General features: G+C 73.9%; 11 protein-coding genes. 4 read left to right on the forward strand and 7 right to left on the reverse strand.

Features of this window, described 5'->3' with window-relative positions; genetic code table 11:
* Positions 1-32 precede the first annotated feature (32 nt).
* Genes holA through fdhD form a run of 4 tightly spaced genes read right to left on the reverse strand, consistent with a single transcriptional unit; the run spans position 33 to position 4591 of the window.
* A complete protein-coding gene (holA, locus tag FXF60_RS05480; protein WP_151524256.1) occupies positions 33-1022 on the reverse strand; it encodes a DNA polymerase III subunit delta in 990 nt (329 codons plus the stop codon).
* On the reverse strand, positions 1019-1450 hold the full coding sequence (locus tag FXF60_RS05485) for a DUF952 domain-containing protein (protein WP_151524258.1): 432 nt from the start codon (positions 1448-1450) through the stop codon (positions 1019-1021). Before FXF60_RS05485 ends, holA begins: the two co-directional genes overlap by 4 nt.
* A 40-nt stretch (positions 1451-1490) precedes the next feature.
* Positions 1491-3692: an ATP-dependent DNA helicase gene (locus FXF60_RS05490; protein ID WP_151524259.1), complete on the reverse strand. Its 2202-nt coding sequence runs from the start codon at positions 3690-3692 to the stop codon at positions 1491-1493.
* 50 nt (positions 3693-3742) lie between these two features.
* Positions 3743-4591 (reverse strand): formate dehydrogenase accessory sulfurtransferase FdhD, encoded by an 849-nt coding sequence (gene fdhD / locus FXF60_RS05495; protein ID WP_151524261.1) that lies wholly within the window; start codon positions 4589-4591, stop codon positions 3743-3745.
* 141 nt (positions 4592-4732) lie between these two features.
* On the opposite strand from fdhD, the gene FXF60_RS05500 reads away from it, so the two are divergent.
* Entirely contained in the window at positions 4733-5311 is a 579-nt protein-coding gene (locus FXF60_RS05500) for a DinB family protein (protein WP_151524263.1), read from the forward strand.
* 81 nt (positions 5312-5392) lie between these two features.
* Here the strand turns inward: FXF60_RS05500 and FXF60_RS05505 are convergent, their stop codons facing one another.
* Together FXF60_RS05505 and FXF60_RS05510 are read right to left on the reverse strand one after the other, a co-directional pair.
* Positions 5393-8074: an MGH1-like glycoside hydrolase domain-containing protein gene (locus FXF60_RS05505; RefSeq protein WP_151524265.1), complete on the reverse strand. Its 2682-nt coding sequence runs from the start codon at positions 8072-8074 to the stop codon at positions 5393-5395.
* Between the two features lie 18 nt (positions 8075-8092).
* Complete coding sequence (locus FXF60_RS05510) at positions 8093-8761, reverse strand: Pr6Pr family membrane protein (RefSeq protein ID WP_151524267.1); 669 nt, start codon at positions 8759-8761, stop codon at positions 8093-8095.
* An 82-nt stretch (positions 8762-8843) separates the two neighbouring features.
* Between FXF60_RS05510 and FXF60_RS05515 the strand changes: the two genes are divergently transcribed.
* The 3 genes from FXF60_RS05515 to FXF60_RS05525 are packed head-to-tail and all read left to right on the forward strand — an operon-like array spanning position 8844 to position 11108.
* A complete protein-coding gene (locus tag FXF60_RS05515; RefSeq protein ID WP_151524269.1) occupies positions 8844-9545 on the forward strand; it encodes an SDR family NAD(P)-dependent oxidoreductase in 702 nt (233 codons plus the stop codon).
* 58 nt (positions 9546-9603) lie between these two features.
* The gene (locus FXF60_RS05520; protein WP_151524271.1) at positions 9604-10512 is read left to right on the forward strand and encodes an FAD-dependent oxidoreductase; all 909 of its coding nucleotides are present in this window, start codon (positions 9604-9606) and stop codon (positions 10510-10512) included.
* Positions 10509-11108 carry a histidine phosphatase family protein gene (locus FXF60_RS05525; protein ID WP_151524273.1) on the forward strand — a complete coding sequence of 200 codons (600 nt, stop codon included), beginning with the start codon at positions 10509-10511 and terminating at the stop codon, positions 11106-11108. Before FXF60_RS05520 ends, FXF60_RS05525 begins: the two co-directional genes overlap by 4 nt.
* A 73-nt stretch (positions 11109-11181) precedes the next feature.
* Here FXF60_RS05525 and hflX read toward each other — a convergent pair whose 3' ends face one another.
* Positions 11182-12732: a GTPase HflX gene (gene hflX / locus FXF60_RS05530; protein WP_151524276.1), complete on the reverse strand. Its 1551-nt coding sequence runs from the start codon at positions 12730-12732 to the stop codon at positions 11182-11184.
* Between the last annotated feature and the right edge of the window lie 112 nt (positions 12733-12844).

Raw genomic sequence — 12844 nt, forward strand, 5'->3', positions numbered from 1 at the left:
GTGCCGCGCGTCCCGTGACGGTCGGCCGGACCTCAGGGGCGGCCGTCGCCCTGCGCGAGCCGGCAGACGGTCAGGACCGCCCGCTCGACGGCATACTCCGGGCTGCGCACCGCGACCTCGGTCCGCACCCCGCCCTTGACGTCGACGTCGGCCTGCGCCACGGCCTGGATCGCCGCGCCCAGCCGCTGGCCGTCCCAGCCCTGGCTGGCCCGCCGTGCCGCGTCCACCTGCCAGGGCGCCATGCCGAGGTCGCGCGCCAGCTGCGCCGACGACCCGCGACCGGCCGTGGCGACCTTGCCGACCTGGCGCAGCTGCATCGCCAGCACGGCGACGATGGGGACCGGGTCGAGCCCGCCCAGCATGGCGTGCCGCAGCAGCGCCATCGCCCGCGCCTCGTCGCCGCCCAGCGCCGCCTCCGCGACCCGGAAGCCGGTGGTCTCGACCTTCTCGCCGTAGTAGGTGGTGACGTCCTCGGTCTCGACCAGACCCTCGACGTCACGGATGAGCTGCTCGCAGGCGGACGCGAGCTCGCGCAGGTCCTTCCCCACGGCCAGCACGAGCGCCCCCACCGCATCGGCGGCGATCTTGCGCCGCGCGCTGCGGAACTCCTCGGTGACGAAGTCGTGCTTGTCCCGCTCGGTCTTGACCGCCTTGGCCTCGATGACGCGGGCGCCGCTCTTCTTGAGCGCGTCCAGCACCCGCTTGCCGCGGTTGCCGGACTTGTGCAGCACGACGAGTGTGACCCCGTCGGCGGGCTGGTCCAGGTAGCCGGACAGGTCCTCGACGAGGGCGTCGTCGGCCTCGTCCAGGTCGTGCACGACCAGGACCGTCCAGCCGCCGAACAGGCTCGGGCTGGTGTGCACCATCAGCTCACCGGGCTGGTAGCTCTCGGTGTGCACGTGCACCACCTCGGCGTCGGCGTCACTCGTGCGCACGGCCTCGACCACCGAGTCGACCGCCCGCTCGGCCCGCAGCTCCTCGGGCCCGGTCACCAGCACCAGCGTCGGGACCGCCGCGCTCATCGGCCGCTCCCCGCCCCGACCGGCTCCCAGGGGCCGAGCTCAAGCCAGCCCCGGTCCACCCGGGCGGGGCGCAAGCGGGCGACCGCCGCCACCGGGACGGCGCCGTAGAGGTGCGGGAAGTGCTCGGAGTCGGGGTCGGACGGGTCGCCCGGCTCCACCCTGACCTCGACGCCGTGGTCGGCGAGCACCGCCGGGTCGATCTCGAGCACGACCAGCTCCTCCTCCGCCCCGGCGTAGAGGGCGCGGGCCACCGCGGGCAGCTGGTCGGGACGGCTGGCGTGGACGAAGCCGACCTCGGCCAGGGACCCGCCCCGCGTGGACCGGTCGTAGCGGCCGCTGGTCAGCGCGGCCTCCCAGGCGTCCCGCTCGGCCAGGTGCCACACCGCGACCCCCGTCTCGTCGCAGTCGCCTGCCTGCTCGCCGCTCATGCCCCCCAGCCTGCCACGCGGGGACGACAACGCCCGCGCCTCACGCCGGCAGCTCGAGCCCGAGCTGGTTGACCCGGGCGGTGACCAGGTCGAGAGCCAGGTCGAGGTGCTCGGCCAGCTCGGTGAGCTCGACGCCGGCCTCGACGCCGTCGCGCAGCTCCTCGTCCTGCTCCTGCGACCAGGCGTGACCGCCGGTCACCGCGGTGCGCGGGGAGCGTGCCACCGGCACGGCCCCGGCCGTGACCAGCGGCGCACCGCCCAGCCCACGCGCGCCCGGCTCGGCCACCGGGACCGGGTCGGGCGCCGTCTCGTCGAGCCGCCGCAGCGCCCCCAGCACCAGCGTCGTGTCCGTCGTCGGCCAGAACGGCGGCAGCGAGCGCTGGAGGAACCCGGCATACCGCGCCGTCATCATCCGCGAGTCGAGGAAGGCGACCACACCACGGTCGTCACCGCGCCGGATCAGCCTCCCGGCCCCCTGCGCCAGCCGCAGCGCCGCGTGCGTGGCGGACACCGCCATGAAGCCGTTGCCGCCCATCCGCCCGATCGCCTCGGTGCGCGCCGACGTCAGCGGGTCGTCCGGGCGGGGGAAGGGGATGCGGTCGACGATGACCAGCTGGCAGGCGGACCCCGGCACGTCCACGCCCTGCCAGAGCGACAGCGTCCCGAACAGGCACGTGCTGGCCTCGCCGGCGAACTCCCGCACGAGCGTGGGCAGCTGGTCCTCGCCCTGGCACCGGACGGTGATGCCGGTGTCGGCCAGCCGGGCGCGCATCTCCTCGGCGGCCGCCTCCGCGGCCCGTCGGGAGCTGAACAGCCCCAGCGTCCGCCCCCCGGCGGCCCGCACGAGCTCCTCGATCTCGTCGAAGACGACCGCTCCCGCGCCGTCCCGGCCCGGCGGCGGCAGGTGGGCGGCGACGTAGGCGATGGCCTGGGCCGGGTAGTCGAAGGGCGAGCCGACGTCGAGGCCCTCCCAGGCGGGTGCGCCCGTGCCGCGCAGCCCGATGGTGCCGGCGACGGCGTCGAAGGTCCCACCGAGCTCCAGGGTGGCCGAGGTGAGGACCACGGTGCGGTCCTCGAAGATCTTGTCGCGCACCATCATCGCCACGCTCATCGGCGCCACCCGCAGCACGCTGCCCCGCCGCTGGTCCTGGCTGATCCAGACGACGTCGAGCTCGGCCTCGCCGAGCACCCGCTCGCTGGTGTCGAAGACGTCCTGGACCGCGGCGAGCGCGACCTGCTTGGCCCCGTCCGGCTCGGCACCCTTCTCCGGCCTGATCTCGGACAGCGTCGCGCGCGCGGCGTCGCGGACCAGCTGCAGTGCGGTGACCAGTCGCTCGGGGAGCTGACCCAGCTTGCCCTCGGGCAGCTCGCCCAGCGCCGCCTCGAGCAGGTCGGTCGTCTCCGCCAGCCGTTCGGCGGCGTCGCTCTTGCCGGCCCGCCTCGCCGCCACCGACACCGAGGAGGGGGTGAGCTCGTCGGTGATGGTCGAGGTGATGCGGTCGGTGAGCTCGTGCGCCTCGTCGATGACCAGGAGGTCGTGCTCGGGCAGCATGAAGCGACCCTCCACGGCGTCGATGGCCATGAAGCTGTGGTTGGTGACGATGACGTCGACCTCCCCCGCGGCCGCCCGCGAGCGCTCCACGAAGCACTCCGCGACGACCGGGCAGCGGCTGCCCAGGCACTCGTGGGCGGAGACGGACACCTGCCGCCAGGCGCGGTTCGTGACCCCGGGCACCAGCTCGTCCCGGTCGCCCGACTCGGTGACCTCGGCCCACTCGCGCAGCCGGGTCACCTCGTCGCCCAGCCGCGACCGGTCCCGGTCGACCTGCCCCATGGCCAGCAGGGCGTCTTCGTCGTCGTCCGGGAAGCCGCCGACCAGCTTGTGCTGGCAGAGGTAGTTGGCGCGCCCCTTGACCAGGCCGAACGTCGGTCGGCGGCCGAGCAGCGGCTCGAGCGCCTCGGCGATCCGGGGCAGGTCGCGATCGACGATCTGCGCCTGCAGCGCCAGCGTCGCGGTGGCGACGACCGCGGGCTTGCCGGTGCGCACCGCGTGCGCGATCGCCGGCACCAGGTAGGCGAGGGACTTGCCGGTGCCGGTGCCCGCCTGGACCAGCAGGTGCTCCTCGCGCTCGACCGCGCGCTCCACGGCCCGGGCCATCTGCAGCTGCCCCGGTCGGTCGGTCCCCCCGACCCCGCCGACGGCGGCCGCGACGAGGTCGTCGAGCTCCGCGGTCGCTGCCATGGGGCCAGGGTATGCGCTCCCTCCGACGTCCGACGCGGCCGTCCACAGGCTCAGCCGGGACCGCCCACCCGCTCCCCACCGGTGTAGACGTTGAGCGACTCGCCGCGGTTGAACCCGACGAGCGTCATGCCCAGGTCCTCGGCGAGCTCCACGGCCAGCGACGACGGAGCCGAGACCGCGGACAGCAGCGGTATGCCCGCGAGCGCCGCCTTCTGCACCAGCTCGAAGGACGCCCGCCCGGACACCTGGATCACCGAGCCGGGGAGCGGCATACCTCGCTTGCGCAGTGCCCAGCCGACCACCTTGTCCACCGCGTTGTGGCGCCCCACGTCCTCGCGCAGGCAGGCGAGCTCGAGGCCGCGCCCGTCCTCCCCCGGCGTGAACAGGCCGGCCGCGTGCACCCCGCCGGTCCGGTCGAAGACCGCCTGCGCCTCCCGCAGCCGGTCCGGCAGCCCGAGCAGCTCCGCGAGCGGGTATGCCGTCGTGTCGGCCCGCAGGTCGTGCGTCCCGGTGCGCCGCACCGACTCGATCGACGCGGTGCCGCACACCCCGCACGAGGAGGAGGTGTAGACGTGCCGCTCCAGCGACGGGTCCGGCGGCGGCACGCCGTCGGCGAGCCGCACGTCCACGACGTTGTAGTCGCGCATCCCGTCGGCGCCGATGCCGGAGCGGTAGTCGATCTGCGCGACGTCGTCCCAGCTGGTCACGATGCCCTCGCCGTGGAGGAAGCCCACCACCAGGTCGAAGTCGTCCCCGGGGGTGCGCATCGTCACCGAGAAGGACCGCCCGCCGATCCGGATCTCCAGCGGCTCCTCCCCCGCCAGCACGTCGGCCCGGTCACGCGTCGCCCCGTCGGCGCTGAGCCGGCGGACGCGCCGCCGCTGGGTCACCCGGGCCATGGAGCCACAGTAGCCCCACCCCTGCCCGCGCCCTTGCCCGCCCCCTGCAGGAATTCGACCTCTCGAATGTTCGCCATGGCGACGACTCCAGCGGTCGAAAACGTGCAGCCAGCGGGCCCGGCCGGGGGCTATGGTCGACGCATGGAGGATCCCAAGGAGACGCTGCAGCGATACTTCCGGGCCGGGCACGCGGGGCTGCTCTGGAAGCTCGACGGGCTGAGCGAGTACGACGCGCGGCGCCCGCTGACCTCGACCGGGACGAGCCTGCTGGGTCTGGTCACCCACCTCGCGTGGGTCGAGTCGGGCTACTTCGGCGAGTGCTTCGGACGGCCCTTCCCCGAGCCGGAGCCCTGGGACTGGGACGACCCGGCGACCGACCCCAACGTCGACCTCGTGCCGGACCCGACGGCGTCCATGCCGGAGATCCTGGCCTTCGCGCAGCGCGCCTGGGACTGGGCGGACGAGACCGTCACGGCGACCGACCTGGGGACGACCGGCACCGTGTCCTGGTGGCCGGAGGACCGGCGGCACCCGACGCTGCACACCGTGCTGGTGCACGTGCTGACGGACGTGACGCGGCACGCCGGCCACGCGGACATCCTCCGCGAGGGCCTCGACGGCCGCGTCGGTATGCGCGAGGAGAACCTCAACCTGGACCCCGGCTACCACTGGCCGGCGCACGTGGCCCGGGTCCAGGAGGCCGCCGACCGCTTCCGCTGACCGCACTTTCTCGACCTCTCGAAACGCTGCCATGGCGCGCAGAAGCACGGTCGAGTTCCGGCACCGTCCACCGACGACGGCTCAGCGGTTCGGTATGCCGTCCGGCGCGCAGATGAAGTGCGCCACCAGCGCGGTCCAGCCGGTCTGGTGCGAGGCGCCGAGACCGCGGCCGTCGTCGCCGTGGAAGTACTCGCTGAAGGTCGGGTGGGCGTCCCAGAGCGGACCGGCGGGGTGGTGCCGGGGGGTGCTCGGCCGCCGCCCGTCCGGCCCCGGGCGGAAGAGCGACACCAGACGCTCCTCGACCTCGTGGGCCACCTGCTCCATACCCAGGGTGCGGCCCGAGCCGGTGGGGTACTCCACCTCGATCCCGACCCCGGCGCCCCGGCCGTAGATCCGCAGCGCGTCCAGCAGCAGCGCGTTGACCGGCAGCCAGACCGGCCCGCGCCAGTTCGAGTTCCCGCCGAACATCCCCGAGTCGGACTCGCCCGGCACGTAGCGCAGCGACAGGCGGGCACCCTCGACCTCGACCTCCACCCCGTCCCGGTGCGCCGCCGACAGCGACCGGATCCCGTGCGGGCTCAGGAACTCGCCCTCGTCCAGCAGCGGCCGCAGCAGCGCCTGCCACTGGTCGCGGGAGACCAGCGAGAGGGTGCGCAGGGCATGCCCCCGGTGGTTGGTGTGGATCAGCGCGTCGGCCAGCTCGGGCCGACGCTCGGTCCACCCCTGGAAGAAGTCGGTGAGGTCGGGCAGCTCGCCCGCCACCCAGTTCGGGACGATCGAGATCCCGGTGAGCGGGAGCAGACCGACCATGGACCGCACCGGCATCCGGTGCGCCGTGCCGTCCTCCCCCACCAGGACGTCGTGGAAGAACTCGTCCTCGCCGTCCCAGAGGGAGGTGTGGTGCGTGCCGAAGTCGTCCAGCGCCTCCGCGATCGACAGGAAGTGCACGAGGAACTTCGTCGACACCTCGTCCCAGGCCTTGTCCTCCCGCGCCAGCTCCGCCGACATCCGCAGCATCTTGAGGCAGAACATCCCCATCCAGGCGGTCGCGTCGGCCTGCTCCAGCCGCTGCCCGCCGGGCAGCGCCTCGCTGCGGTCGAAGAGCCCGACGTTGTCCATCCCGAGGAAGCCGCCCTCGAAGACGTTGGACCCCTCGGAGTCCTTGCGGTTCACCCACCACGGGAAGTTGAGCAGCATCTTGAGCACGATCCGCTGCAGGAAGTCGCGGTCGCGGCCCCCGTCGATGGCGTAGACCTGCCAGGCGGCCCACGGGTGCACCGGTGGGTTGACGTCGGAGAAGTTCCACTCGTAGGCCGCGAGCTGGCCGTTCGGGTTCATCACCCACTCGCGGCACATGAGCAGCAGCTGCCACTTGGCGAAGTACGGGTCGACATGGGCGATCGCGACGCAGTGGAAGGCGAGGTCCCACGTGGCGAACCAGGGGTACTCCCACTCGTCCGGCATCGAGATGACCTCGGCCAGGTTGACGTGCCGCCAGCGGGTGTTGCGCCCGGTCTGCCGGGTGTGCCGCTCCGGCGGCGGTGGCGGCTGACCCGGGTCGCCCTCGATCCAGCGCGGGATGTCGTAGAGGTAGAGCTGCTTGCCCCACTGCAGCCCGGCGAACGCCCGCCGGGCGATGAGCGCGTCCTGCTCGCTGGTGTCCTCGGGGATCACCGTGGCGTAGAACTCCTCGCACTCGCGGGACCGCACGGCGAGCACGTCGTCGAAGGAGGCGGCGGGTGAGGGGCTGCCGTCCAGGTCCGTGAGGCGCACCCGGACGGTCACGCTCTCGCCCGGGCCGACCTCGCCGAGGTCCCACCACAGGCCCACCTTGGTGCCGGTGCGCTCGGGGTTGCACGCGTCCGGCTGCGCGTGGACGACCGCCCGGTCCACCGCGTCCTTGGGGTATGCGCTCGCGCCCTCGGCCACGGCCTGCGCGCCGTAGAGGGTGGCGGCGTTGGTCTCGTTGTCGCAGAAGAGCAGGGTCGGCGCCACCCCCTCGGCCGACGATCCACGGCCGCCCTCACCGGTGAGCTGCAGCCGCCCCAGCACGCGGTGCTGCGCCAGCACCTCGGCATACCCCTCGCCGCTGTCGCCGGCCCACAGGCGCGGACGCCGGTCGTCCAGCCCCCAGCTCCACGTGTTGCGGAACCACAGCTGCGGCACGAGGTGCAGCGGCGCCGCCTCGGGGCCGTGGTTGGTGGCGGTGATCTCGACGCAGACGTCGCTGGGGCTGGCCTTGGCGTGGGTGACCCGGACGTCGAAGAACCGGTCCTCGGCGAGCACCCCGGTGTCACTGAGCTCGTACTCCTCGTCGTCGACGCCACGCTCGCCGTTCACCCGGACCAGCTCGTCGTACGGGAAGGCCGCCTGCGGGTAGCGGTAGAGCCACGTCGCGTAGCTGTGCGTGGGGGTCCCCTCGAGCGCCCACCAGTACTCCTTGACGTCCTCGCCGTGGTTGCCCTGCGGGTTGGTGAGCCCGAAGAGCCGCTCCTTGAGCCGGTCGTCGCGTCCGTTCCACAGCGCCAGGCCGAGGTTGAGGAAGCCGTCGACGTCGCACAGCCCGGCCAGACCGTCCTCGCCCCAGCGGTAGGCGCGGAGGTGGGCGTGGTCGAACGGCAGGTGGGCCCACGCGTCGCCGTCCGCGCTGTAGTCCTCCCGCACGGTGCCCCACTGGCGGGCCGAGACATAAGGCCCCCAGCGACGCCAGGCGGCGCGCGAGTCGTCGGAGTCGGCCAGCCGGTCGTGCTCTGCGGTGCTCACGGCGGCCAGGGTGCCACATCAGCGGGTGGCGAGATCCCTGTCGCGCGTGCGCGTGCCGGCCAGCCAGTCGAGCCCCCACACGACCGCGGCCAGCGCGAGGGTGAGGGCCACGAGGGGCAGCAGCCCGAGGACGACCCCGCCCCACCCGGCGACCCGCGGGTCGAAGAGGTCGACCGGATAGCGGGCGAAGACCGGCGGGAAGACCACCGAGCGGAGCAGGGTCACCAGGGCGTACGCGATCGGGTAGGCGATCCACCACACGGCGTGGTGCCACGCGACCTGACGGTGCGGCCCGAAGGCGACCCAGTCGATGAGCATGCAGCCCGGCACCACCCAGTGGATGAGGAAGGCGGACCAGTTGAGCAGCGCCTGCTCCGGGTCGGCGACGACCAGCCCGGCGAACGGCAGCTCACCGCCGGCGAACATCCAGTGCGAGATGACGCCCACCAGCAGGATCGCCGTGGTGACCCCGCCGCGCAGCAGGGGCGCCGGTGCGTGCGAGGTGCGCCTGCGGACCGACCACGGCAGGGCGTACGCGAGGTAGCCGAGCACCAGCAGGTTGGTCTGGGTGGACAGGAAGGGCAGACCCCACGGCGCCGTCAGCAGGCCGGTGAGGCACGCCACCAGGGTCGTGCCCCGCCACAGTGCGGGGACGAGGAACCAGCGGGACGGCGCCGGGCCCGACATGCGCTCCACCGTAGCGGCCGGGTCGGCGTCGGGCTGCGCCCTGGGCACGACGACGCCCCGCAGGACGGTTAGCGTGACCGGTATGCCGCAACGAGATCTCACCGACCAGCGCGTCGCCGTCGTGGGCGCGACCGGGGCCCTGGGCTCGCGGGTGGCCCGCGGGCTGGCCGCGGGCGGGGCACGCCTGCTGCTCGTCGGACGGGACGAGCAGCGGCTGCAGCAGGTCGCGCAGGACCTCGGGGCCGGCGCCACCGTCGTGGGCGACCTCGGCGACGCCACGACGGGTGACCGGGTGGCCGAGACCGCTCGCGAGCAGCTGGGCGGGTTGGACGGTCTGGTCAACGCAGCCGGCATCGCCGCCTTCGGCCCGCTCGTGGACACCCCCGACGCGGTCGTCGAGGAGGTCTTCACGACCAACGTCGTCGGCCCGGCCTTCCTGCTGCGCAGGCTGCTGCCGTTGCTCCAGGAGACCGAGGGCTTCGTGGTCAACCTCAGCGCCATCCTGGCCGAACGGCCGATGGCGGGGATGGGTGCCTACTCCGCGAGCAAGGCGGCCCTCACCGCGCTGGACCGCTCGCTGGCGGGTGAGCTCCGGCGGGCCAAGGTGCGCGTGCTCGACGTCCGCCCCCCGCACACCGAGACCGGCCTGGTGGACCGTGCCATCCACGGCGAGGCACCCCGCCTGCCCGACGGCCTGTCGCCGGACGACGTCGCGGACCGGGTCGTCCGGGCCATCACCGAGGACGCCTCCGACCTCGGGTCGGACGACTTCCTGGAGGGCTGAGGCCGGCCCGGCCACGCGTCCGCGACACCGTCCATCCGCGCTGTGCCACACTGCGCCGATGCGACGCGTGCTGGTGGTCGGAGCGGGAGTGGTCGGGCTGACCTGCGCGATCCGGCTGCTGGAGGCGGGGCACCGTGTCGAGGTGCTGACCCGCGACCGCCCGGCGGAGACGACCTCGTCGGTGGCCGCGGCGCTGTGGTACCCCTACCGCGCGCTCCCCCAGGACAGGGTCACCGCGTGGTCCCGCGCGACCTACGCGACGCTGAGCGACCTCGCCGCCGACCCGGCCACGGGCGTCACGATGCGACCCGGGACCGAGCTGCTCCGCGAGGCCCGACCCGACCCCTGGTGGGCCGGCGCCGTCCCGGACCTGGTCCACGTCGACGGCCTCGACGGGTATGCCGGTGGCTGGCGCTTCACCGCCCCGGTCGCGGAGATGGGGGTGCACCTGCGCTGGCTCGAGGGGCGCCTGGCGGAGCTCGGCGGCACCGTGACCCGGACCAGCCTGTCCCGCCTCCCGGAGGGTGAGGGCCTGGTCGTCAACGCCTCCGGGCTGGGAGCGCACGAGCTGGCCGCCGACCCGACCGTGACCCCGGTCCGCGGGCAGGTGGTGGTCGTCGAGCAGGTGGGGCTGGGCGAGTGGTGGCTGGACCCCGGCGCCCCCGGTGGACCGACCTACGTCGTGCCGCGCTCGCACGACATCGTGCTCGGCGGCACCGACCAGCCCGGCGAGACCGGCCGCGACCCCGACCCCGCCGTCGCCGACGACATCCGCGCCCGCGCGGCAGAGCTGGTGCCCGCGCTGGCGGGCGCGCGGGTGCTCCGGCACGCCGTGGGGCTGCGGCCGGTGCGCCCGCAGGTGCGGGTGGAGCGTGCGGGCGAGGTCATCCACTGCTACGGCCACGGCGGCGCGGGGGTGACCCTCAGCTGGGGCTGCGCCGACGAGGTCGTGGAGCTGGCCGGATGAGCGACCTGCAGTGCCCGGCCCGGATCCTGCTGATCCGCCACGCCGAGGCGACCTACGAGGCACCGGTGACGACCGGGTCCGGCGGCACGCTCAGCGCCCGGGGCCGGCAGCAGGCCCGGGAGGCCGCGTCACACCTGCAGCAGGAGAGGGTGGTCCACGTCTACTCCTCGATGCTGGCCCGTGCCGTGCAGACGTCCGAGCTCGTGGCGCAACGGCTGGGGGTGGAGGTGACGGCCCGTGAGGGCCTGGAGGAGTTCGACCCGGGCGTCCACCTCGGCAGCCCGCACGACTCCGGCTGGGCCGGGGCGACGATGCAGGCGTGGGCCGCGGGAGACCTGGACGCCCGGTGGGAGGGCGGCGAGAGCGCCCGCGAGATCGCGACGCGCGTCACGGTGGTGCTCGAGGAGGTGGCCGACCTGCACCGCGGCGAGACCGTCGTGGTGGTGGCCCACGGTGGCGCGATCCTGGCGACGCTGGCGTCGCTGGGGCGACCGGACCTCGCCACCGACCTCTCGCCCTGCGCGGGCGTGATCCTGGAGCGGGACGGCGACGGCTGGCGGCATACCCCCGGCGGACCCGGACCAACGTCGGGATAGCACAACCTCCATCGGCGAACTTCCCGATGAGGGTTGTGCTATCCCGTGGTCACTCCGCGAGGGGGCCGGTGGCTCAGACGGCGTAGCTGCCGAGGTGACCGTGCAGGTCGGGGTCCACCTTGGCCTCGACCCGGGTCCCCTCCGGGGTGTGCTCCTCGCGCAGGATCTCGCCCTCGTCGTAGAGCCGCGCGACCAGGTCGCCCCGGTCGTAGGGCAGCAGCACGTCGACCAGGATCTCCGGGCGCGGGAGCGCAGCCTCGACCGCCGCCAGCAGCTCCGGGACGCCCTCGCCCGTCTTGGCGGAGACGATGACGACGCGCGGGTAGGCCCGGCGCAACCGGTCCAGCACCTCGGGGTCGGCCAGGTCGGCCTTGTTCACCGCGATCACCTCGGGCAGCTTCAGGGCCGCACCCTGCTCGATCTCCGCGAGCACCGCGTGCACCGCGTCGACCTGACCCTCCGGGTCCGGGTGGGACCCGTCGACGACGTGCAGCAGCACGTCCGCCTCCGCGGCCTCCTCCAGCGTCGACCGGAAGGCCTCGACCAGCTGGTGCGGCAGCCGCTTCACGAAACCGACGGTGTCGGACAAGGTGTAGCTGCGGCCCTCCTCGCTCTCGGTGCGCCGCACCGTGGGGTCCAGCGTGGCGAAGAGCTGGTTCTGCACCAGCACCCCGGCGCCGGTGAGCCGGTTGAGCAGCGAGGACTTGCCGGCGTTGGTGTAGCCGACGATCGCCACGCTGGGCACGCGGTTGCTGCGGCGCGAGGACCGCTTGGTGTCCCGCACCGTCCGCATCGCGGCGATCTCGCGGCGCAGCTTGGCGATGCGGGTGTTGATCCGGCGCCGGTCCAGCTCGATCTTGGTCTCACCCGGGCCTCGGGAGCCGATGCCCTCACCGCCGGCGACCCGCCCACCGGCCTGCCGCGACATCGACTCGCCCCACCCGCGCAGGCGCGGCAGGAGGTACTGCAGCTGGGCCAGCTCGACCTGGGCGCGGCCCTCCTTGCTCTTGGCGTGCTGGGCGAAGATGTCCAGGATGAGCGCGGTGCGGTCGATGACCTTGACCTTGACGACGTCCTCCAGGGCACGTCGCTGGGACGGGCCGAGCTCGCCGTCGCAGACGACGGTGTCGGCGCCCTCGGCGGCGACGATCTCGCGCAGCTCGGCGGCCTTGCCGGAGCCGAGGTAGGTCGCCGGGTCCGGCTTCTGCCGCCGCTGGATGACGCCCTCCAGCACCGTGGAGCCGGCGGTCTCGGCCAGCGCGGCGAGCTCGCGCAGCGAGTTCTCCGCGTCCGCGAGCGTGGTCTGCCCGTTGTCCTCCCAGACGGCGGCGAGCACGACCCGCTCCAGCCGGAGCTGGCGGTACTCGACCTCGGTGACGTCCTCGAGCTCGGTGGACAGCCCGGCGACGCGCCGCAGCGCGGCCCGCTCCTCCCGGTCCAGCTGGTCCCCGTCGACGGAGCCTGCGCGCGAGACCACGGAGTCCGGGTCGGAGCCGGAGTGCCCGCCCCAGCTGCCCCAGTCGCCTTCGCGCAGGTCGATCTCGGTCTCCTCGGTGAGCGCCTCGGCGCGTCGGTCGAGCAGCTGGTTGCGCTTCGCGGTGGTCTCGTCGTGCGGCTGGGCCATGATCTCCTTCGTCCGGCGGTATGCCTGCGCCGGCGTGTGCTGTCGCTCGGCCGGGCGGTCCGCCTCAGCCTCTCACTGGTGCAACGCCGGGAGCCAGCGATTTGTTGCCGGG

The organism is Serinicoccus kebangsaanensis, from assembly GCF_008919445.1.
Taxonomy (GTDB): domain Bacteria; phylum Actinomycetota; class Actinomycetes; order Actinomycetales; family Dermatophilaceae; genus Ornithinicoccus; species Ornithinicoccus kebangsaanensis.

What these genes read in the sequence shown, in the direction of transcription:
- FXF60_RS05485 (WP_151524258.1), bottom strand. Translation starts at nt 1,450, where the DNA reads ATGAGCGGCGAGCAGGCAGGCGACTGCGACGAGACGGGGGTCGCGGTG.
- FXF60_RS05510 (WP_151524267.1), bottom strand. Translation starts at nt 8,761, where the DNA reads ATGTCGGGCCCGGCGCCGTCCCGCTGGTTCCTCGTCCCCGCACTGTGG.
- FXF60_RS05490 (WP_151524259.1), bottom strand. Translation starts at nt 3,692, where the DNA reads ATGGCAGCGACCGCGGAGCTCGACGACCTCGTCGCGGCCGCCGTCGGC.
- FXF60_RS05500 (WP_151524263.1), top strand. Translation starts at nt 4,733, where the DNA reads ATGGAGGATCCCAAGGAGACGCTGCAGCGATACTTCCGGGCCGGGCAC.
- FXF60_RS05515 (WP_151524269.1), top strand. Translation starts at nt 8,844, where the DNA reads ATGCCGCAACGAGATCTCACCGACCAGCGCGTCGCCGTCGTGGGCGCG.
- FXF60_RS05525 (WP_151524273.1), top strand. Translation starts at nt 10,509, where the DNA reads ATGAGCGACCTGCAGTGCCCGGCCCGGATCCTGCTGATCCGCCACGCC.
- fdhD (WP_151524261.1), bottom strand. Translation starts at nt 4,591, where the DNA reads ATGGCCCGGGTGACCCAGCGGCGGCGCGTCCGCCGGCTCAGCGCCGAC.
- holA (WP_151524256.1), bottom strand. Translation starts at nt 1,022, where the DNA reads ATGAGCGCGGCGGTCCCGACGCTGGTGCTGGTGACCGGGCCCGAGGAG.
- FXF60_RS05520 (WP_151524271.1), top strand. Translation starts at nt 9,604, where the DNA reads ATGCGACGCGTGCTGGTGGTCGGAGCGGGAGTGGTCGGGCTGACCTGC.
- hflX (WP_151524276.1), bottom strand. Translation starts at nt 12,732, where the DNA reads ATGGCCCAGCCGCACGACGAGACCACCGCGAAGCGCAACCAGCTGCTC.